Raw genomic sequence first — 20,886 nt, forward strand, 5'->3', positions numbered from 1 at the left:
CTTCGGCCGCGTGCCCAAGGATGGGCAGACGGGACGCCCCCGCACTCTTCAACGCCCCCTCTTCACCCCATTAGGTGATGTCCGAACCGGGTGGCCGCGTGAGGCCGTGCTGATAGGCGTACCGCACGGCCTGCGCCCGGTCCCTCGCTCCGGTCTTGGCGAAGATGTTGTTGATGTGCGTCTTCACCGTCGCGGTGGAGATGTGCAACGCGCGGGAGATCTCCGGGTTGGACAGGCCTTCCGCGACCAGGCCGAGCACCTCGCCCTCGCGGCCGGTGAGCCCGTCGGGCAGCACCGCCGGAGCCGCGGGGGACGGGGGCGCCGTCACCCGTTCGAGCAGTCGCCGTTGCACCGAGGGCGCCAGACCGGCCTGCCCGGCCAGCACGTCCTGTATCGCCTTGACGATCTCGTCGCCGCCCGCGTCCTTGGTCAGATACCCGCGCGCCCCAGCCTGCAGCGCCGGGAAGAGCGAGTCGTCGTCGGCGTAGGTCGTCAGGATCACGACCTGCGTACCCGGATACGCGGAGCGGATGCGGCGGGTGGCCTCGGCCCCGTCGCAGCGCGGCATCCGCAGGTCCATCAGGACGACGTCCGGGGCCACTTCGGCGACCAGCGTCACCGCCTCCTCGCCGTCCCTGGCCGCGCCCACCACCTCGACCCCGGGCAGCAGCCCGAGAAGCATCACGATCCCCTCGCGCACCACCGACTGGTCGTCCGCCACGACCACGCGGATCGCGCGGCTCCCGCCTCCGGGCCCGCCCCCAAAACCGCCCTCGGTCACACCGCCCCCTTCACCGGTCATGCCGGCACCCTCAGCCGCACCACGAAGCCCTCTTCCTCCGGTCCCGCTTCCAGGGTCCCGCCGAGCAGTTCGGCGCGTTCCCTCATCCCCAGCAGACCGTATCCGGAACCGCTGACTGCCAGTTCCTCGGCGACCCGGCCGCCGCCCGAGTCCCGTACCTCCAGGGCCACTTCGTCCGGCAGATACTCCAGCCGGACGGCCACGGCGGCACCCGGCGCGTGCTTGCGCACATTGGTCAGGGCCTCCTGCGCCACACGCCGCACCGCCTGGGACGCCTCCGCCGTCAACGGCCGCCGATCCCCCGCCACTTCGACCCCGGCCGAGCCGCCGGGGCCGCCCCCGTCGACGAGCGTGTGCAGGAAGTCCTCGACCGGCGTGATCTCGCCGCGCAGCGCGGAGAGCGCCTGCCGGGTCTCGGCCAGACCCTCCCGCGCCATCGACCGGGCCGCGACCACCCGCTCCAGGATCCTGTCCCGGAAGTCCCCGGCGGGCTCGCGCTCGATCATCAGCCGGGCCGCCTCCAGGTGCACCAGCTGGGCGGAGAGGCTGTGCGCCAGCACATCGTGGATCTCGCGGGCGATCCTGGCCCGCTCGGCGAGCGCGGCCGACTCGGCCTCGGCGGCCCGGGCGGCCCGCTCCTGGGCGAGCAGCCGCTGGGCGCTGCCCCGCGCCTCCGCGTCCAGCCGCAGCACATATCCGGCGAGCCCCAGGCCCGCGGTGGTGAGAGCGCTGGTCAGCCAGCCGTCGGTGTTCACCACCGCGTACGCCCCGAGGGCCACCAGGGTGCAGGGGACTGCGGCGCCCAGTGGGAGCCGCTCCAGGGCGGAGACCGCGCAGCCGCACCACACGATGATCGCGAAGATGTGCCAGTCGGTCTGCTGCGCCGCCAGCGCCGAGGCCATCAGCAGCGCGAGCAGCCCCAGCGAGGGCCACAGCCGGTGGGCGAGCGTCTGCTGCCAGAAGGCCCGGGCCAGCACGACCAGGACCAGAACCATGGCGATGCCCACGGCCCAGGACCAGCCTCCCGGCCCCTTCTCACTGATCGCCGTCCACAGCATCCCGCCGAGCAGCACCCCGCGCACGCCCCACATGATGCCCAGCCGTGCGCGGCTGAGCCCCTCGTGGGAGAGCGCCTCCCGCGAGGGCCAGGTGAACCAGACGTCGGTGGTCACACGCGGTCCTTCCACAGCGGCCGGGCCGGGCCGTCGGCAGCAACACCGTACGACGCGGGCAGTGACTGAGCCCGCCACACCAGGATCCCGCTGCGGACCAGGAGCGAGGCCGCCAGGCCCAGCAGCAGGGCGCCCGTGCCCATCCGTATCCCCGCCAGGGCGCCGATGCCCGCGAGCCCCGCCCGGACGGCGATGCCCACGACCCAGACCGCCGCGGTCGCCCTGGTCCCCTTGGTCCACACCGAGCCGTCCGCCCCGGTCCACAGCTTGCTGGTCCAGCCCCAGGCCGCGCCCATGAGCAGCCCGGTCGCGATCTCGGTGCCGAGCAGCAGCGCCGAGGCCAGGTGGTGGCCCGGGTCGACCAGGCCCTTTTCCCTTATGGCCAGGTAAACCAGGACCGCCGGGACGAGCCACCAGCGCTTGGCGTCGGCCAGCTGCTGGGGCCGCACCTGGCGCGAGACGATCAGTGCGACGACGGCCACCGCCACCAGCACATTCACGAGCGCGGACATCTCGGGCCTCCGGAACGACGACGGCAGGACTTCCCTACGCCATCGAAGTTACGGAAACGGCCTGGTCGGACACATCGGAGCAGGGGTTGAACGTGGGTGGAGCTCTCGGCTCCACCCACGGGTGGACACGCCACCCCAGCCACCCTCTGCGGCTACGCGTCGATGCGCGAGCGGTCCAGCGTCGCCGCCGAGCTGGTGATGAACTCCTTGCGGGGCGCCACCTCATTGCCCATCAGCAGATCGAAGACCTGCTCGGAGGCCTCCAGGTCGCCGATGTTGATGCGGCGCAGGGTGCGGAACCGCGGGTCCATCGTGGTCTCCGCCAGCTGGTCGGCATCCATCTCGCCGAGGCCCTTGTAGCGCTGGATGGAGTCCTTGTACCGGACGCCCTTGCGCTGGAACTCCAGCAGGGTCTGGCGCAGCTCGTTGTCCGAGTACGTGTACACGTACTTGTCCTGGCCCTTCTTGGGCTGGACCAGCTCGATGCGGTGCAGCGGCGGCACAGCGGCGAAGACCCGGCCCGCCTCGACCATCGGGCGCATATAGCGCTGGAAGAGGGTCAGCAGCAGGATGCGGATGTGGGCGCCGTCGACGTCGGCGTCGACGAGCAGCACGATCTTGCCGTACCGCGCCGCGTCGATGTCGAAGGTCCGGCCCGAGCCCGCTCCTATGACCTGGATGATCGCGCCGCACTCGGCGTTCTTCAGCATGTCCGAGACGGACGCCTTCTGAACGTTGAGGATCTTGCCGCGGATCGGCAGCAGCGCCTGGAACTCCGAGTTCCGGGCGAGCTTGGCGGTGCCGAGCGCGGAGTCGCCCTCGACGATGAAGAGCTCGCTGCGCTCCACGTCGTCGCTGCGGCAGTCGGCCAGCTTGGCCGGCAGCGAGGAGGACTCCAGAGCGGTCTTGCGACGCTGCGCCTCCTTGTGCTGCCGGGCGGCGATCCGGGTCCGGGCCGCGGCCACGATCTTGTCGAGCACCGCCCGGGCCTGCGCCTTGGCGTCGCGCTTGGTGGAGGTCAGGAACGCCTTGAGCTCCTTGGCGACCACATTGGCGACGATCCGGTTGGCCGCCGAGGTGCCGAGCACCTCCTTGGTCTGGCCCTCGAACTGCGGCTCGGCGAGCCGGACGGTGACCACCGCCGTGAGGCCCTCCAGGGCGTCGTCCTTGACGACGTCGTCCTCGGCGACGCGCAGCAGCTTCGCGGAGCGCAGCACCTCGTTGACGGTCTTGGTGACCGAGCGCTCGAAGCCGGTCACGTGCGTGCCGCCCTTGGGGGTGGCGATGATGTTCACGAACGACTTCAGATTGGTGTCGTACCCGGTGCCCCAGCGCAGCGCGATGTCCACGACCAGCTCGCGGGTGACCTCGGTGGGGGTCATGTGGCCGCGGTCGTCCAGGACCGGGACGGTCTCCTTGAAGGTGCCCTGGCCGGTGAGCCGCAGCACGTCGCAGACGCCCTTGTCCTGCGCCAGGTACTCGCAGAACTCGCTGATCCCGCCGTCGAAGCGGAACGTCTCTTCCGTCTTGCCCTCGCCGTCCAGGCCGCGCTCGTCGCGTACGACGATGGTCAGGCCGGGGACCAGGAAGGCGGTCTGACGCGCGCGCTGGTGGAGCGTCTCCAGGGAGAGCTTCGCGTCCTTGAGGAAGATCTGGCGGTCCGCCCAGTAGCGGATGCGCGTGCCGGTGCGGGTCTTGGGCACCCGCTTGCCCTTGATCAGCCCGCTCGACGGATCGAAGGGCGCGTCGGGGCCCTGCTCGGTGAACATCCCGGGCGTGCCGCGCCGGAAGCTGATCGCGTGCGTCGCGCTGTTGCGGTCGACCTCGACGTCGAGGCGGGCCGAGAGCGCGTTCACCACGGACGCGCCCACGCCGTGCAGACCGCCCGAGGCGGCGTACGAGCCGCCACCGAACTTGCCGCCGGCGTGCAGCTTGGTCATGACGACCTCGACGCCCGACAGACCGGTCTTGGGCTCGACGTCGACCGGGATGCCCCGGCCGTTGTCGCGCACCTCGACGGAGCCGTCGTCGTGCAGGATCACCTCGATGAAGTCGCAGAACCCGCCCAGGGCCTCGTCGACGGAGTTGTCGATGATCTCCCAGAGGCAGTGCATCAGGCCGCGGCTGTCGGTCGAGCCGATGTACATGCCGGGGCGCTTGCGGACCGCTTCGAGGCCTTCAAGGACGAGCAGGTGCCGCGCGGTGTAGTTGGAGCCGTCCCGGTCGGCGCCGGACAGCAGCGCAGTGGACGGAACGGACGTCTCGGCGGTCACGCAGTTCGCTCCTCGCTGAATTTCAATTCGCCCCCTGATGGGTAGGGGGCCGGCGTCGGTCGCCGGTCAGAGGGTACCGAGGCCTGGTAGAGCCGTTGTCACGCCACCCTCGGCAATACTCATGCTAGTCCAGCGTCGTATACCTGTTCGATCCCTCGCTGGAGTGATGCGGATATCACGTTCCCATCCAGGCATGAACCATTTAGGCTCCGGGCACGTCCTCATGAACAACCGGCAACCCTGCCGGGAGGGACAAACCGAGACAAGCAACGCGAAACCGTAAAGCAACGCAATACGGCTCATTCGCCGCCAACCGGCAGCAGACAGCCACCTTGACCAAGAAGTTTCGAGGAAAAGGCACGAGCGGGAACGTTTTCGGCCTGGTTGGATGTTGACCCTGGTACGACAGCTCGTCGAGCTAGAGAAGAGGCGACGTGACTACTGTTCTGACCCCCGCGAGCCCCCTGACGGCCGCTGACCGTTGCGACCGCTGCGGCGCACAGGCATACCTGCGTGTCCTTCTGACCAGCGGCGGCGAACTGCTCTTCTGTGCTCACCACGGACGCAAGTTCGAGCCGGAACTGAAGAAGATCGCCGCTGAGATACAGGACGAGACGGACCGCCTCACCGCGGTGCCCGAATCCGCAGGCGAAGAGGATCGCTGAACCTCGCACTGACGACGAGCCAGGGCCGGTCCAGGACCGGCGACGGGCGGCCGCCCCCGTACGCGGGGGCGGCCGCCCGTTCTCATGCCCGCGCTCCGCTACAGGGGAGCCGCGTTCCGTGACGGGGCGACGAAGGCGGAGATCCGGGTGTACACCCCCGGGCTCTGCGCCTGCCCGCAGCCGCTGCCCCAGGAGACCAGACCGATCAGGCGCCCACCGGCGACCAGCGGCCCCCCGCTGTCGCCCTGGCAGGCGTCGTGGCCGCCCCTGAGATCGCCCGCGCACAGCATGGTGGGGCTCAGGTACTTGCCGTCCGAGTTCCCCGGGTAGGCGCGCTCACAGGCCTCGTCCGACAGGACCTGGACCCGGGCCGACCGCAGCGCCGAGGCGTAACTGCCCCGCCCCGAGGTGTCGCCCCAGCCGTACACGGTCGCGGCGGTGCCCGGCGCGTACGCGGGGTCCCCCGGCCCGGCCAGCCCGATGACGTACGACTCCGGCAGCGCGCTCGCCAGGGTGAGCACCGCCAGGTCACCGACGTTGCTGACCGGGTCGTAGCCGGGGTTGACCCAGGTGTCCCGCACGAGGACCTCCTGCCCCTTGCTGCCGCGCAGCTCGGAGCGGCCAGCGATCACCTTGAGGTCCCGTACCCCGTTGGCGCCGAGCACCTCCTTGCTGAGGCAGTGCGCGGCGGTGACCACCTTGGTGGGCTCGACCACCGCGCCCCCGCAGAACTGACCCGCACGCGTACCCCCGAACCGGGTACGGCTGGAGAGCGCGACGGCGTACGGATTCTCCTCGATGGAGGCGGGCGTGCCCCCGATGACCACACTGTCGGCGGCGGCGGGCACGGCCGCGGCCAGCGGTACAGCGGTCGCGGCAGCGGTGAGCGCCAGCACCCCGCGCAGCGCTCGGACGGTGGGGCGTCGCATACGGTCTCCTGACTCCGGGTGACACGGGCACACCCAGAGTCAACGAGCAATCGACGGCCCGCACCCGCTCGGACACGCGCGAGGGCCCGGCTCCTTCACGGAAACCGGGCCCTCGTTCACGTACGACTCGTACGACGTACGTACGATCTCGACCTAGTCGAGGTAGTCGCGCAGCACCTGCGAGCGCGACGGGTGGCGGAGCTTCGACATGGTCTTCGACTCGATCTGACGGATGCGCTCACGCGTCACTCCGTAGACCTTGCCGATCTCGTCCAGGGTCTTCGGCTGGCCGTCGGTGAGGCCGAAGCGCATGGAGACCACGCCCGCCTCGCGCTCCGACAGGGTGTCGAGGACCGAGTGCAGCTGCTCCTGGAGGAGCGTGAAGCTGACCGCGTCGGCCGGGACGACCGCCTCGGAGTCCTCGATGAGGTCACCGAACTCGCTGTCGCCGTCCTCACCCAGAGGGGTGTGGAGGGAGATCGGCTCGCGGCCGTACTTCTGGACCTCGATGACCTTCTCCGGGGTCATGTCGAGCTCCTTGGCCAGCTCCTCCGGGGTGGGCTCGCGGCCCAGGTCCTGGAGCATCTGGCGCTGCACGCGCGCGAGCTTGTTGATGACCTCGACCATGTGCACCGGGATACGGATGGTGCGGGCCTGGTCGGCCATCGCGCGGGTGATCGCCTGACGGATCCACCAGGTGGCGTACGTGGAGAACTTGTAGCCCTTGGTGTAGTCGAACTTCTCGACCGCGCGGATCAGACCGAGGTTGCCCTCCTGGATCAGGTCCAGGAAGAGCATGCCGCGGCCCGTGTAGCGCTTGGCCAGCGAGACCACGAGGCGGAGGTTGGCCTCCAGCAGGTGGTTCTTGGCGCGGCGGCCGTCCTCGGCGATGATCTCCAGCTCGCGCTTGAGCTTGGGGGCGAGCTTGTCGGCGGCTGAGAGCTTGTCCTCGGCGAACAGGCCGGCCTCGATGCGCTTGGCGAGCTCGACCTCCTGCTCGGCGTTGAGCAGCGGGACCTTGCCGATCTGCTTCAGATAGTCCTTGACCGGGTCGGCGGTGGCACCGGCGACGGCGACCTGCTGAGCGGGAGCGTCGTCCTCGTCGTCGTCGGAGAGGACGAAGCCCTTGTTCTCGCCCTCGGCCTCCTCTTCGTCGCCCTTGCCGGGCGCGACGTCCTCGAGGAGCTCCTCGCCCTCGATGACCTCTTCGTCGCCCTTCTTGCCGGCGGTCTTCTTCGCGGCCGTCTTCTTGGCCACGGCCTTCTTGGCGACGGTCTTCTTCGCGGCCGTCTTCTTGGCGGCGGCCTTCTTGGGCGCCTCGGCGTCGTCCGCCGACACGTCCACGCTCTCGGCGGCCGGGGCCGCGCTGGCCGCGACCGTCTTGGTCACGGTCGTCTTGGCCGCGACGGTCTTGGTGGCGGTGCGCTTCGCCGGGCTCTTCGCTGCGACGCTCTTCCGGGTGCGCTTGGGAGATTCCGCGGCACTGACCATCAGCGTCACACCCTCTTCCTCGAGGATCTGGTTGAGGCTGCGCAGAACATTCTTCCACTGGGTTGGCGGAATCTGGTCGGCTTCGAAGGCCCGACGCACGTCATCGCCGGCGATCTGCCCATCAGCCTTTCCCCGCTCGATGAGCGCCATCACAGACTCTGACTCGGCGATCTCCGGCGGGAGCGTACGGGATGTGCTGGCCGACACGAACAACCTCTCGGAACGATGGAAACGGCTTCCGGCCCCGCCCATGATCGGGCCGGAGCCGACGACCGTCGGCTGGGGATTGTGCCGACGGCGCGGGCTGAACCTCGGAGCTGCACAGCGCCGCGAGCGGCGGCTGTATTCCTTCCTCGGCTGTTACCTCTTAGGTCATCGCACGGTTCCGAGGAGTGTTACGCCCAATCTACGTGGCCCGAGTCACACCCCATATACGACAGAACGGCCACAGGGGTCCAAACTATCCGCTTTCGCGTCGCCGGACCCCCCGAGGTCCGGCGACGCGTGCTTCCTGAGGGCGGGGCGTTCCGGGCCCGCGCCCGCCCGCGCTCCGCCGTCAGTGCTCGCGCGGCGCCGGAACGACGCGCTCGACCTCGGGGTGGACGGTGAGCAGCTGCCGCATGGCCGCCTCGGCCGCCGGGCCGTCGGCGGCCGCCAGCGCGTCCACGATCCGGGCGTGGTGGGTGAGCGCGGCGTCCGAGGGGCGGTCACAGCCGGTGACCGGGCCGCCGGAGACCTGGAGGGCGGCGCCGACGATGCCGGAGAGGTGCTCCAGCATGCGGTTGCCCGCGGCCTGGATCAGCAGGGAGTGGAACTCGGCGTCGGCGCGCGAGAAGGTGATCACGTCACCCTGGGCGAGGGAGTGGCTCATGATCTCGACCATGTCGCCGAGGCGCTGCTGGAGGTCCTCGCGGCCGTGTCCCGCCGCGAGCCGGGCGGCCAGCGGCTCCATCGTCCAGCGCAGCTCGCTGAGCTCGCGCCGCTGGTCGTCGCGCTGCGGGCCGAAGGCCCTCCACTCGATGATGTCGGGGTCCAGCAGGTTCCAGTCGCTGACCGGGCGGACCCGGGTGCCGACGTTGGGGCGGGCGCTGACCAGGCCCTTGGCCTCCAGTACGCGGAGGGACTCGCGGACGACGGTCCGGGAGACCTCGAAGCGCTGGCCGATCTCCTCGGGGACCAGCGGGCGGTCGGCTCCGAGATCGCCGGAGACGATCATCTGGCCGAGCTGCTGGACGAGTTGGCCGTGCAGTCCTCGCCCGCGGCTGCCCGCCGCGCGGCGGCTCACCCTGCCGAGGTCTGCGTCGCCCCCGTCCCAGGCGGGGAGGGAGACGCGGTCGGCGCCACGCGCCTCCGCGAAGGGGTAGCGGTCGAGTTCGCCCGGTCCTGCGAGGCCGGTGTCGGCGGCGCGGGCGGTGGTCATCATGGTGTGCGCAAGGGTACTCACGCATCCTTTGTCGGCGGGACTTCCACGGCCCTTGAGGTCTTTGGTGAAAAGCACACGAAAGGGTGATCGCCGCACCCCTCGCAATTGACGCTTTATCGGAAAGAAGCGTGCATTCCCTGGGGAGTTGCGGCCATCCGCATACGCCGAGGTCAGGACGGGGTCACCAACGGGCCCTCCCGCGAAGGCCGGTGACCACGTAGGCGCAGAGCAGCACGGAGAGCGACAGCGCGAGGGCCGCGCCCTGTGGCCGGGCGAGCAGGTGCAGCGCCGCGGCGAGCCCGTTGTCCAGCATGTGCGGCCAGCGCAGCCAGGCCACGTCCCGCAGCCGGGCCGGCAGTCCGACGACCGAACGCGCCTGCGGAGCCGACAGCGCCTTCTGTACGAGGGGTACGACGGCGACCGGCACCGCCAGGACGGCGGCGAGTCCGGCCGCGGTGGCCCGGAAGATGCCGGACGCGAGCAGCCCGGCCCAGGCGCAGCCGACGGTGAGCCCCGCCCAACTCGCCGCCAGCGAGGGCCAGTCCGGCGGGATGCGCACCAAGTCGCCGCCGTACACCAGCCGCAGGGCCTGCGCGTCCAGGGCGACGGTGAGCACGGCCAGCAGGAGGGCGGTGGCGGCCGACACGGCGAGCTTGGCGAGCAGCAGCCCGAGCCTGCGCGGGACGGTGCCGCGATCGGCGGCGAGCGCGGGATAGCGGTACTCCTCGCCGAACGCGAGCGCGCCGAGGACCCCGGCGCCGATCGCCGCGGGCGGCAGCGGCAACAGCCCCGGCCAGGCGACGGCGAGGTGCGGCAGCGTCGTGTGCCCGGCTCGCCCGAGCACCACGGCGAGCGCGACCGACGCGACGAGCACGGCACCGACGAGGAGGTACGTGGTGCGCACACCGAGCAGACGGCGGAGCTCGTAGCGGAGGGGGCGGAGAGGGGTGCGGGGCAGGGCGGGGGTGATCGGGGGGTGGGGGGCGGGGGCCGTGGCTGCGGCGGCGGCGCGGGAGGTGGACGCCGGTGTCGGGCACGGGCGGGCGTCCTGGGACGGGGACGGGCAGGCGCCGGGATTCGCGAAGGACCCCGGGGGCGGGGACAGGGGCTGGGAGTCGGACTGGCGAGGGTGGTCGGACGCCAGAGGCGGGGACGCGTCCCGCCCGGGCGGCGGGGTCGGGCGGGGCGGGGGCGCTGTCGGGCCCGTATCGCCGGTCTCTTCCGTGAGGCGATGGACCAGGACGCCGTGGCGGAAGGCCGTTTCGCCCACCTCGGCGCAGGTCGTGCCGTAGACGGAGAGGTGGTTGCCGTCCTCGGCCACCACCTCCACGGAGCGGCGTGCGGCGCGGGCCTCGCGGCTGACCAGGGCGCCGAGGCGGGCCGCGTGCGGGGTGGCGACGGCCACCCGGGGGCGCAGCCGGGTGCGCGCGAACTCGGTCGCGTCCTGGTCCGCGACGAGGCGGCCCCCGTCGATGGTGACCACCCGGTCGGCCACCCGGGCCGCCTCCTTGGGGTCGGCGAAGGTGCACAGCACGGTGCCGCCGTGCTGTGCGTGGCCGCGCAACAGCCCGTACAGCCAGTTGTTCTCGCGCGGCGAGAGGCCCTCGGCGGGCTCGTCCAGGAGCAGCGTGTGCGGGTCGCCGAGGAGGGCGGCGGCGAGCCCGAGCCTGCGGTCCATGCCGACCGAGAGGGTGCCGAGCCGCTGGTCCCCCAGGCCGTCGAGACCGACGACGTGGAGCATCTCCTCGGCGCGGGCGGCCGGGACCCCGGCGACCGCGCACATGAGGCGGAGCTGGCCCCGGACCGTACGGGCGGGGTGGCCCGGCACGTCGCCGAGCAGGGTGCCGACCTCGCGGGCCGGGTGGGCGACCTTGTGGAGCTGGCGGCCCCGGAAGTAGGTGACGCCCCGGCCCGGTTCGAGCTCCAGCATCAGGCGCAGAGCCATGGTCTTGCCGGAGCCGGGGGCGCCGAGCAGGGCGGTGATCAGGCCCGGGCGGGCCTCGAAGGTCAGATCGTCCACCTCGGGCGGACGGTCACGGCGGGGTGTGCTGGTGAGTCCAATGGCCTGGAGCATCGCTTCTCTCGCGGGGGTGAGACCGCTCGACGGCACGGCGGGAGGACGGGTACCGGAGTAACATAACGCGACATTTAGGACTTTTTGTGCAACCCCGGGCACGCGCGTGCCCGGGGTTGGCGGTGCGGGGTGCAGGGCACGGGGTACGGGCGCTTGGTGCAGGGCGCGCGCGTCAGGGCCTGGGCGCGTGTCTGGGACGCCGGGGCGCGGGGCGCGTGGAGGTAGGGAGGCCGGGGCGCGTGGAGATGCGGGGCGCCCCGGGGTGCGGGGTGCAGGGGCGCGTGGAGGTAGGGGCCCCGGGGTGCGGGGCCGGGCCCCGGGAGGCGTCCCGGCCGGGCCAGGCCCGGGGGCGCCCCGGCCCCCCGGCTCAGACCTCCGGGCGGAGCATCGGCGGGTTCAGCAGCGTCGCGCCGCCCGCGCGGAACAGTTGCGCGGGGCGGCCGCCCTGGCGGGTCGTGGTGCCGCCCGCCGGGACCAGGAAGCCCGGGGTGCCGGTCACCTTGCGGTGGAAGTTACGGGGGTCGAGCGCGACCCCCCACACCGCCTCGTACACCCGCCGCAGCTCCCCGACGGTGAACTCGGCCGGGCAGAACGCCGTGGCCAGCGACGAGTACTCGATCTTGGAACGCGCCCGCTCCACCCCGTCCGCGAGGATCTGGGCGTGGTCGAACGCCAGCGGGGCGGGCTGCTCGTCCTCGCGGCCGAAGCCGCCGTCCTGGCTGAGCAGGTCCTCGACCGGCGCCCAGCGCGCACTGTGCGCGTCGCCGCCCGCGCGCGGGGCGGGCAGATCGGGGGCAAGCGCCAGATGCGCCACGCTGACCACCCGCATCCGGGGGTCGCGCCGGGGGTCGCCGTACGTAGCGAGCTGCTCCAGATGGGCACCGTTGCCCGGGGCCGGGGCGGTGGCCGCCGGGTCCTGGGCGCAGAGTCCGGTCTCCTCGGTCAGCTCACGGGCCGCCGCGGCCGACAGATCCTCGTCGCCCCGGACGAAACCGCCGGGCAGTGCCCACCGCCCCTGGAACGGTGGTTCCCCGCGACGGACGACCAGCGCGCACAGGGCGTGACGCCGCACGGTGAGCACGACCAGGTCGACGGTCACGGCGAAGGGCGGGAAGGCCGACGGGTCGTAGGGAGACATGAAGCGATCATAGTCGTCTCCCTGACGATAAACACGCCCCCGGGCACGGCTGGTCGGACCATCTTCACCACCTTCCCCACGGGTTCCTCCCGAGGCGTCCCGGGCACGGCTCCTCACCCCATGGCGCCCGACGCCCTCCCCGCCCGACGCCCCCGCCGCGACGACCGGCGCAGTGCCCGGCCCGACGACCGGCGTGACCTCTTCCTCGGTACCGGATTCACTCAGCACTCCGCTCACCCTCCCAACTGGAGCCGGCCGGCGGCCTGCTCGACCATGCCGACGCCGAGCCTGCTGACCCGCACGGCGAACGGCTCCCCCGCGACACTCAGCCCCGACAGCCGCACCGCCCCGAGCGGCGCCGACCGTACGGGGCACAGGGCGACCGTGCCCGCCGGGGCGTCCGGGCGGATCCCCGCGAGCGTGGTGAGCAGCTGGACCGCCGAGGCCGCGGCGACGGCGGCCGGGCGGCACGCGGCCGGGTGCGGCAACGGGGCGCTGTCCGCGGTGCGCTGCTCCCCCGCGTACATCTCGGGCAGCCGAAAGCCGAACGTCTCGGCCGCGTCCAGGAGGCCGCGCAGCAGCGCGCTCGCCTCCTTCTCGTACCCGGCGGCCGCGAGGCCCGCGACGGCGACGGCCGTGTCGTACACCCGCACCGCGCCGGCGCGGTGGCCGAACGGGTTGTAGCCCGGCTCCTTGGCGCCGAGGCCGCGCAGGCCCCAGCCGGAGTCCATGGCCGGGCCGCCCAGGAGCCGGGCGAGCTGTTCCGTCTGCACCTTGTCGAGCAGCCCGGGAGCGAGCCGTCCCGCGCCGAGCAGCCCGGTGTCCAGGAGGTGGGCGGCGCCCGCGCCGAGCTGTGGCAGGTGACGGCCGTCGGCGGTACGGGCCGCTGCCGGGCGCCCGCCCGCGACGTCCTCGATCCAGAACTCCTCCCGGAACCGCTCGCGCAGCCCCGCCGCCCAGCCCGCACACTCCTCGGCCCCCGGTCTGCCGCACTCCCGCAGCAGCTCCGCGCCCAGGACGCCGGCGCGGTGGGCGTGGGCCTGGGTCTCGGCCCGCGCCAGACCCGCCACCGGGCCCGGCTCGCCGAGATAGCCGTCCTCGCCCGCGCACGCGCGCAGCCAGCGCAGACACCGCTCCGCCGTCGGCAGCAGCTCGGCCACCTCGGACTCGGCCAACCCCCAGCGGCGGGCCTCGGCGAGCACCACGGGGAACGCGAGCGTCGCCTCCACTCCGGTGCAGCTGGGCGGCAGATGGGGCCCCGCGTCCCGCAACGGCCCGGGGATGCGGCCGAAGTCCCCTTCGCCGCCCGCGAGTTGCGTACGCGAGACGGCGCGCAGGGTCGCGGCCGCCAGGCGGGTGGAGAGCGGCAGGGCCATTCGTGCGGCCCACAGCGCCTCGGCCGGGGCCGGGCCGGTGCGCCAGGGGACGCCCGCCGCCGCGTACATGTCCACCGGGTGAGCCGGGTCCCGTACGAGCAGCGCCCGCAGGTCGTCGAGGCCGCTCTGGAGCAGCGGCCCGACCCGGGGGTCGTCGCCCTCCGCCTCGGCCTGGGGCAGCGGGTGGCTCGCGGCTTGGCCGGGCGGCCGGGAGGGGCGGTCGGTGCGGATGTGCAGCTCGATCGTGTACGAACCGCCCGGGGGCAGCTCCACGTCCCAGCGCAGCACGCCCGCCGAGGCGAGCGCGTCGGCCGGGGGCGGGTGCGCGCTCACCACCGCGTGTGCGCCGGGGGCCGTCCAGCGCATGCCCGAGTCGTGGACGCTGCCCGGCAGTTCGGGTCCGGCCCGGCCCGCCGCGACCGCGCCCAGGTCGGCGAGGTCGGTGCCGAGCGCGATCTCCACGGGCAGTCGCAGGGGGCGGGGCGACGAGCTGCGCAGGGTGATCCGCTCGCTGCCGTCGGCCTGGCGCAGCCGCTCGATCGCGATCTCCGGGTCGGGGCCGCTGTCGGCCGGGGTGCGCACCACCGCGAAGAAGCGGGCGCGATCGGCTGATATCGGTCTGCCCTGGAGGGCGATCGGCTCCCGCCCGGCCACCTTCAGCTGGCAGCGCGCGAGCAGCCGGCGACCGTTGCGGTAGAAGCCCTCCAAGCCGTGGCCGGTGAGCTGACCGTGCTCCGCCGAGACGACGAGCCCGGGGAGGGCGACGGAGATCAGAGCCGCGTGGAGCGGGGGGAGCTCGCCGAAGCCGGGCCCGGAGCCGAAGCGGGGGCCAGGGCCGAAGCCGGAGCCGGAGCCGGGGCCCGGGCGGAAGCCGGAGGATCCGGTCCCGCCGGATGCCCGGGATGCCTGGGGCGCCTGGGGTACCGATGGCGGGGCCGGACGCCGCGCTGATCCTGGGCCGGGGGCTGGACCTGGGTCCGGGCGTGGGCCTACGTGTGCGGCCGGGCCTGGGCCTGCGCCCGCGGCTGGACTTGGGTCTGGGCCTACGCGTGCGGCTGAGCCTGCGGCTGGGCTTGGGCGTACGTGTGCGGCTGAGCCTGGGCCTACGTGTGCGGCCGGGCCTGGACCTACGTGTGCGGCCGGGCCTGGGCCTGCGCCTGCGGCTGGACTTGGGTCTGGGCCTACGCGTGCGCCTGCGGCTGGGGCTGAGCCAGGGCCTGCGGCTGCGCCGACGCGTGCGTCCGGCCCCGCGCCTGTGGCCGCGCCGGGCGCTCGACCCGTTCCGGGCAAGGTCGGACCGCCTCCGACCGGGGCGCGAGCCGGGACTTCGGCCCGAGCGGGGACTTCCGCCCGAGCCGGGACTTCCGCCCAACCGGGGACTTCGGCCTGACCGGGGACTTCGGCCCGAGCGGGGACTTCCGCCCAACCGGGGACGTCGGCCCGACCGGGGACTTCCGCCCAAGACGGAACTTCCGCCCGAGCAGGCACTTCGGCCCGAGACGGGGGATTGGCCCGGGGAGGGACATTGAACGCCATACCTTGCCTTCCGAGCACTCCGGCCACATGCGTGGATCGGGCGGACCGCCCTCGCGCGGCGCCCCCCTCGTGAACGCGGCGGGCCGTGCACGGGTCACGGAGCGACACGGCGTGGCGTGGACTTGGCGTCATCGGCCGGTCCCGTCCCGCTGCCCCGCCCGGCTCGTCCGCCGGGCCCCGCGTCGGGTGGCCCCCGCTTCCGGGGCGCCGCCACCCTCCACCCCCTCGGGACGGACGGGGGCAGGCGCGGCGTCCCTCCTGTTCGCCGGGGACGAGGCACCAGCTCCGTCCTTCCGGTTCAGCAAAGACTTGCGGCGCAGCTTGGGCCGTCGAGCGGGCGCTACGGGCACGGCCGTGGCGGACGTCCCCTCCTCCACCGCCGCCCCAGGCCCCACAGGGCCGACAAGCCCCGGCGCGGACGGCACAGCAGGCACAGCAGGCACGGCCCCGCCCATCTCGGCCCCGAGGGCAGAAGCCGAGCCCAGGACGCCAGGCCCCGGGGCCACGACCGCATCCCCCGTCCCAGCCCCGGTCCCAGCCCCAGCCCCGGTCCCAGTCGCAGCCAAAGCCGGAGCCGGGGTCGGAGCCAAAGCCGGAGCCGGAGCCGCAGCCGCAGCCGCAGCCGCAGCCGCAGCCAGGGTCGGAGCCGGACCCGGACCCGGGGCCGACGCCCCCACCCCCGCCTCGCACTCCCGCTCCCGATCCCGCTCCCGCCTCTCCTCCCGCAGGCACCTGCGCAGCGACTCCGGGTCCAGGCCCTGGTTGCAGGCCTGGTGGAGGAGTTGGGCGAACTGGTACTCGGGGTCCGCGCGCAGGGCCAGGCCCAGGGCGACCCTGGCGGCGGGCTCGTCGCCCGTGGACCAGGCCACCCAGCCCGCCAGTGTGAGCGGGGCCGCCGCGTGTTCCCCGTACCGGCCCACGCAGCGGCGGGCCAGGGCGCGCCACAGGCGCAGGGCCGGGGCCGCGTCCGGGCCCTCCATCCACTCGGCCGCGCGGTCCCGGGTCGTGCGGTCCTGGAGACCGAGGACCAGGGCCGCCGCCTCGTCGTGGGCGATCAGACTGTCGTCCAGCGCATCCGCGTCCGTGCGGCCCGTGGCCGGGGGCGCGCCGGAGAGGCGGCGCATCACGCGGCCCGCCAGGTCCAGGGTCTCGCCGCCGACCCGCAGCCGCTCCTCCTCGTCCAGGATGCGCGGTACGAGCGCCTCCTCCGCCGCCGCGAGCACCCGCTCCTGGTCGGCCGCCGCCGGGCGCCGCCACGGTGCGAGCCGCGTCTCCATTTCCCGCAGGGAGCCCCGCACTTGGAGCCCGGCGAACGTCGCGGCCGCCGCCAGCACCGACGTACCGGGCAGGGCCAGCACATTCCCCTCGGGCGGGCAGCAGCGCGCGTCCGGGCAGCAGTACGACCAGTACCTCCCGTCCGAGATGCACAGCGCCTCCAGGACCGGAACGTCCAGGGCGCCGCAGGCCGTCCGCAGAAGCTGGGCCAACGGGCGGAGCCTCTCCATGATCTGACTGCCCGTCACCTCGCCCGCCGGATCAGGGTCCTGGCAGAGGAACACGATGATCGCGTCCGGGCGCGGCCCCCGCCGCTCGCTCCCCGTCACCAGACACTCGGCCAGTTGCTCGGCGACGTGCGGCCACTCCCCCGGCGCTCGGGGAATGCCGAGCCGGAGCCGCCCGCCGAAGCGGCCCCGGCGACCGTGGAGGGCGACCATCACGACCGAGTCCGTCGGATGGAAGCCCATCAAATACGGCAGGGCATCGGCCAGTTCGGCCGGGTTGCGCAGGGTGAGCTGCGGGTCGTCGTCGGGCAGACCGCGAGAGCCGTGGAAACCGTGGGAACCGTGCGATTCGTGGTGCTTGTTGCGCTTGTTCATGCCTCGACGGTCCCGCGCCCGGCCACCCCTCACCACCCCTGTGGATAACGTTGCCCACAGGCGAAAACAAGCCACCCCGAAGATCTGCATACTGAGCGGCATACCGATCTGCGCGCTGTGGTGCGCGGCGACCTGCGTGCGCGCACCGGGGGGCGGTGTGACCGTCGCGTGTCGTCTCGCGACCGCCACACCGCCCACTCGGTCGGGGTCCGGGTTCGGGTTCGGGCCCAGGTCCCGCCGGGCCGTACCGAACACCTCGCTAAGCCGCGCCTACCACTTCTGGCCGGCCTGCTGCTTCGTCGTCGCGTTGAGGCGGTTGAACAGGTTGCTGACGGCGATGTGCAGCACCAGCGACGCGAGCTCCTGCTCGTTGAAGTGCTTGGTGGCCTCGCTCCACACCGCGTCCGGGACCGGGTCCTCGCGGTCGCTGAGCCGCGTGACGTGCTCGGTGAGCGACAGCGCCGCGCGCTCGGCGTCGGTGTAGAAGGGGGTCTCCCGCCAGGCACCGACGGAGAAGATCTTCTCGTCGCTCTCGCCCGCCTTGCGCGCCTGGCCGGAAGCCGACTCCACACAGGGGCTGCAGCCATTGATCTGGCTCGCGCGCAGGTGGCTCAGCGCGAGCAGACCCGCCGGGACGCCGCCCGCGTATGTGGCCTTGTACAGGCTCTGGATGGCCTGCATCGCGTCCGGGAGGACCATCGCCGGGTTCTGCATCCGTGCTTCCATGACTGCTCTCCTTCAGAGATCTACCAGAGATCTGCAGCGATCTTTCCGTGGTGACGGCGGCTCGATCCCATCGCTCGGGATCCCGCGTCACTGGTCTGACGGGTCCCGGCGCAGGAGTGTGACCGAAGGAGAAGAAGAATTTTGCAGGCGATCGACGAAGCGGCCCCGCAAGGCCGTCAGGAGCCTTGCGGGGCCGCGCGTCACCCACCGGGCCGACGGGACGGGTCCGGACTACTCGGTGATCTTGATCAGCTGACCTTCCGTGCCGACCGAGTTGTTGGTCACGTAGATCGCGTTGTCCGGGCCAACGGCCAGGCCGGTGGACATCGCCAGCTTGCCGTCTGTCGGGATCTCGGTGACCGCCTTGGTCTTGACGTCGATCCGGCTCAGCTTGCCCGGCAGCGGCGGGCCCTGCTGCTGGAAGCCGCCGGTGAGCGTCAGCGCGATCAGATTGCCGTTCTTGTCGGCGGCCAGGTCGGTCACCGCGGTCAGACCGCTGGCGAAGACCTCCGCGCGGTGGCCCGGCACGATCCGCCAGATGCGCGAGCCGCCCGGACGCAGACCGCCCATGTCGGCGATGTAGAACGCGCCGTCCGCGCCCTTGACGATGCCACTGGGCACCGACTGGACCTTGACCGTCCCGTCGGCGGCGACCGACTTGGTCTGCGGGGCGAGGGACTCCAGCGCCTTCTTCTCCTTGGCCGAAGGAGCCGCGGCGCCGCCCGGGGCGGGCAGCTCGTTGTCCGGGAAGATCGCCTCGGTCGTGGTACGGCCGCCGAAGCCGACGCCGATCAGGTCGTTGGCACCGGCGTCCGTGACCAGGAAGCCGCGGCCGTTGCGGGCGAAGCGCCACGGGTTGCTGTGGATCGACGCCTCCTCCCCGTTGGCCGGGTGGCCGAGGACCCAGTCCGGGTCGAGCAGCGTCTCGTGCTTGACCGGGTCGCCGACGACCCAGCCGCTCGCCGTCTGGAGGGTGCCGAGCTTGGCGGCGTCCGCGCCGAGCTTGGCACGGTCGTCCGTACCGCCGCCGAAGCCGTTGAGGACGAGGTAGCCCGACCCGTTGGCCTCCACGTCGTTGGGGCCGGCGGCCGAGATCGGCTCGTACGGGTTGGTCGGGGCCACCGCGGCGGACGGCAGGCCGGTGACGACGCGGCCCTGCTGTGCGCCCTTGACGCGGTAGACGGAACCGGTCAGTCCGACACACTTGGTGCCCGGCGCGCAGCCCGGCTTGCCCACGCCCGACTCGGCGACCAGGATCGTCCCGTCCGCCTGGACGGAGAGGCCGCGGGGGTTGTTGAGCTTGCTCGCAATGACCTCAATGTTGGCGCTCGTGGTGGCAGCGGCCTTCGCCTCCTTCGGCGAGGCCTGTGCCGGGCCGGGGATCAGCGTGACAGCCAGGGTGCCCACAGCCGCCGCTGCCACGAAGGCCCCGCTCCAAGACCTGCGTATTCTCGACATGTCTCTCCCTCATCATGGCGTGCCCCCGTCATTGGGAGCCGACTCAACCGGCGCCACGATAGACGCTTCTACCTCAACCGTCCTGTATTCACAGGTAAGTTGTAAGCCCTGTCCGACTGCGCCCTTTCCGCAGTTGCACACTTGATTCGCGCTCGGAATTCACCAGCGCCGAACTCGCGCGATGATCTCCCGTATCGATTTCGGCCAACACCGGGCTGCTTCTCGCGCGTTGAGTGGTTGTTCGCCGCCGGGAGCGGCTCTAGAGTCTGCCGGGCGACGCCCATCGTTTCCGGTATCCCGGTAATTGAGACTCTTGTTACTGCTGCGCAACCGCCCACGGAGGATACGCATGCCCCCAATTCCGCCCGCCCGAGTCGTCCGCATCGTCGAAGGGGTGCGCGCGCGGGTGCAGCGCCTCGCCCAGCTGATGGTGCCCGCACCGATCGCCGTCCTCGAACTGGCCCAGGGCGCCTGGGTCTCCCAGGCGATCTACGTGGCGGCCGAGCTGAAGATCGCCGACCAGCTCGCCGACGGCCCGCTGTCCTCGGAGGAGATCGCCCGGCGGATCGAGGCGGACCCGGACGCGGTCCACCGCCTGCTGCGCGCCCTCGCCAGCTACCGGATATTCAGCGAGCAGAGCGACGGACGCTTCAAGCTGACGCCGATGGCCGACGCGCTGCGCACCGGCACGCCGACGTCGATGCGCGACATGGCTCTGTTGACAGGTCACCCCGCGAGCTGGGAGGACTGGGGTGCGCTCATCCACACCGTGCGCACCGGCCAGCCGAGCCTCGAGAAGAACCGCGGCATGCACGCGTACGAGTACCTGGGCCAGAACCCGGAATTCGCGGAGATCTTCCTCAACGGCATGGGCACGCTCTCGAATATGGAGACCGAGCCCATTCTCGCGGCGTACGACTTCTCCAAGTACAAGACGCTCGTCGACGTGTTCGGCGGTCGCGGCGGTCTGCTGTCGGCGATCCTCAAGAAGACGCCCGAGTCGAAGGGCATCCTCTTCGATTCCCGGGCGGACGAGCTGGGCGCCCACGGTTTTCTCACGGAAGAGGGCGTGGTCGACCGGGTCGAGATCGACAAGGGCGATCTCTTCGGTCCACTGCCGACCGGTGCGGACGCCTATCTGCTGAAGCACATTCTGCATGAATGGCCGGAGCCGAAGGCGCTGGAGATCCTCAAGAACACTCGTGAGGCAATCAGCCCCGACGGCCGGCTGCTCGTCATGGAATTCGTGCCTCCGGAGGGCAACGGGGCGCACCCGGCGAAGCTCGTCGACCTGTGGCTGATGATCCTGGTCGGCGGCAAGGAGCGCACCGCCCGCCAGTACTCGGAGATCCTGCGCGCCACCGGCTTCCAGCTCGACCGGGTGGTGCAGACCGCCGCCGGCGTCTCGATCGTCGAGGCGCGCCCGGTCTGACC

15 protein-coding genes are annotated in these 20,886 nt (G+C 72.3%); 2 read left to right on the top strand and 13 right to left on the bottom strand.

Annotation, left to right across the window (positions count from 1 at the left end):
- Positions 1-70 precede the first annotated feature (70 nt).
- The 4 genes from AB0G17_RS18115 to AB0G17_RS18130 form a co-directional block, all read right to left on the bottom strand.
- Positions 71-802, bottom strand: a complete 732-nt coding sequence (locus AB0G17_RS18115) for a response regulator transcription factor (protein ID WP_361383047.1) — start codon at positions 800-802, stop codon at positions 71-73.
- Positions 799-1,974, bottom strand: a complete 1,176-nt coding sequence (locus tag AB0G17_RS18120) for a histidine kinase (RefSeq protein WP_361383050.1) — start codon at positions 1,972-1,974, stop codon at positions 799-801. Before AB0G17_RS18120 ends, AB0G17_RS18115 begins: the two co-directional genes overlap by 4 nt.
- Positions 1,971-2,486, bottom strand: coding sequence for a DUF1453 domain-containing protein (locus AB0G17_RS18125; protein ID WP_361383053.1), 516 nt, complete (start codon positions 2,484-2,486; stop codon positions 1,971-1,973). The genes AB0G17_RS18120 and AB0G17_RS18125 overlap by 4 nt, the downstream gene beginning before the upstream one ends.
- A gap of 152 nt (positions 2,487-2,638) precedes the next feature.
- Positions 2,639-4,759 carry a DNA topoisomerase IV subunit B gene (locus AB0G17_RS18130; RefSeq protein ID WP_361383056.1) on the bottom strand — a complete coding sequence of 707 codons (2,121 nt, stop codon included), beginning with the start codon at positions 4,757-4,759 and terminating at the stop codon, positions 2,639-2,641.
- Between the two features lie 434 nt (positions 4,760-5,193).
- Here AB0G17_RS18130 and AB0G17_RS18135 point away from each other — a divergent pair, with 434 nt between their 5' ends.
- Positions 5,194-5,424, top strand: coding sequence for a hypothetical protein (locus tag AB0G17_RS18135; RefSeq protein WP_067165114.1), 231 nt, complete (start codon positions 5,194-5,196; stop codon positions 5,422-5,424).
- Positions 5,425-5,522: 98 nt separating this feature from the next.
- Here AB0G17_RS18135 and AB0G17_RS18140 read toward each other — a convergent pair whose 3' ends face one another.
- The 9 genes from AB0G17_RS18140 to AB0G17_RS18180 form a co-directional block, all read right to left on the bottom strand.
- Positions 5,523-6,353, bottom strand: coding sequence for a serine protease (locus AB0G17_RS18140; protein ID WP_361383059.1), 831 nt, complete (start codon positions 6,351-6,353; stop codon positions 5,523-5,525).
- 153 nt (positions 6,354-6,506) lie between these two features.
- Positions 6,507-8,051, bottom strand: coding sequence for an RNA polymerase sigma factor (locus tag AB0G17_RS18145; RefSeq protein ID WP_361383062.1), 1,545 nt, complete (start codon positions 8,049-8,051; stop codon positions 6,507-6,509).
- A gap of 349 nt (positions 8,052-8,400) precedes the next feature.
- A complete protein-coding gene (locus tag AB0G17_RS18150; RefSeq protein ID WP_361383065.1) occupies positions 8,401-9,342 on the bottom strand; it encodes an FCD domain-containing protein in 942 nt (313 codons plus the stop codon).
- A gap of 106 nt (positions 9,343-9,448) precedes the next feature.
- Positions 9,449-11,341 carry an ATP-binding cassette domain-containing protein gene (locus AB0G17_RS18155; RefSeq protein ID WP_361383068.1) on the bottom strand — a complete coding sequence of 631 codons (1,893 nt, stop codon included), beginning with the start codon at positions 11,339-11,341 and terminating at the stop codon, positions 9,449-9,451.
- Positions 11,342-11,708: 367 nt separating this feature from the next.
- Positions 11,709-12,479, bottom strand: a complete 771-nt coding sequence (locus tag AB0G17_RS18160; RefSeq protein ID WP_283141088.1) for an NUDIX domain-containing protein — start codon at positions 12,477-12,479, stop codon at positions 11,709-11,711.
- 233 nt (positions 12,480-12,712) lie between these two features.
- Positions 12,713-14,629, bottom strand: a complete 1,917-nt coding sequence (locus AB0G17_RS18165; RefSeq protein WP_361383353.1) for a glycogen debranching N-terminal domain-containing protein — start codon at positions 14,627-14,629, stop codon at positions 12,713-12,715.
- Between the two features lie 890 nt (positions 14,630-15,519).
- A complete protein-coding gene (locus AB0G17_RS18170; RefSeq protein ID WP_361383072.1) occupies positions 15,520-17,268 on the bottom strand; it encodes a DUF4192 domain-containing protein in 1,749 nt (582 codons plus the stop codon).
- A 270-nt stretch (positions 17,269-17,538) separates the two neighbouring features.
- Positions 17,539-17,994 carry a carboxymuconolactone decarboxylase family protein gene (locus tag AB0G17_RS18175; protein WP_361383075.1) on the bottom strand — a complete coding sequence of 152 codons (456 nt, stop codon included), beginning with the start codon at positions 17,992-17,994 and terminating at the stop codon, positions 17,539-17,541.
- 231 nt (positions 17,995-18,225) lie between these two features.
- Positions 18,226-19,416: a ScyD/ScyE family protein gene (locus AB0G17_RS18180; RefSeq protein ID WP_361383078.1), complete on the bottom strand. Its 1,191-nt coding sequence runs from the start codon at positions 19,414-19,416 to the stop codon at positions 18,226-18,228.
- Positions 19,417-19,801: 385 nt separating this feature from the next.
- On the opposite strand from AB0G17_RS18180, the gene AB0G17_RS18185 reads away from it, so the two are divergent.
- Positions 19,802-20,884, top strand: coding sequence for a methyltransferase (locus AB0G17_RS18185; protein ID WP_361383081.1), 1,083 nt, complete (start codon positions 19,802-19,804; stop codon positions 20,882-20,884).
- Positions 20,885-20,886: the final 2 nt, after the last annotated feature.

It is taken from the genome of Streptomyces sp. NPDC023838, assembly GCF_040639555.1.
In the GTDB taxonomy this organism is placed as follows: Bacteria; Actinomycetota; Actinomycetes; order Streptomycetales; family Streptomycetaceae; genus Streptomyces.

Coding starts and splice junctions, on each gene's coding strand:
- AB0G17_RS18115 (WP_361383047.1), bottom strand. CDS start 802: ATGACCGGTGAAGGGGGCGGTGTGACCGAGGGCGGTTTTGGGGGCGGG.
- AB0G17_RS18125 (WP_361383053.1), bottom strand. CDS start 2,486: ATGTCCGCGCTCGTGAATGTGCTGGTGGCGGTGGCCGTCGTCGCACTG.
- AB0G17_RS18140 (WP_361383059.1), bottom strand. CDS start 6,353: ATGCGACGCCCCACCGTCCGAGCGCTGCGCGGGGTGCTGGCGCTCACC.
- AB0G17_RS18155 (WP_361383068.1), bottom strand. CDS start 11,341: ATGCTCCAGGCCATTGGACTCACCAGCACACCCCGCCGTGACCGTCCG.
- AB0G17_RS18160 (WP_283141088.1), bottom strand. CDS start 12,479: ATGTCTCCCTACGACCCGTCGGCCTTCCCGCCCTTCGCCGTGACCGTC.
- AB0G17_RS18170 (WP_361383072.1), bottom strand. CDS start 17,268: ATGAACAAGCGCAACAAGCACCACGAATCGCACGGTTCCCACGGTTTC.
- AB0G17_RS18175 (WP_361383075.1), bottom strand. CDS start 17,994: ATGGAAGCACGGATGCAGAACCCGGCGATGGTCCTCCCGGACGCGATG.
- AB0G17_RS18185 (WP_361383081.1), top strand. CDS start 19,802: ATGCCCCCAATTCCGCCCGCCCGAGTCGTCCGCATCGTCGAAGGGGTG.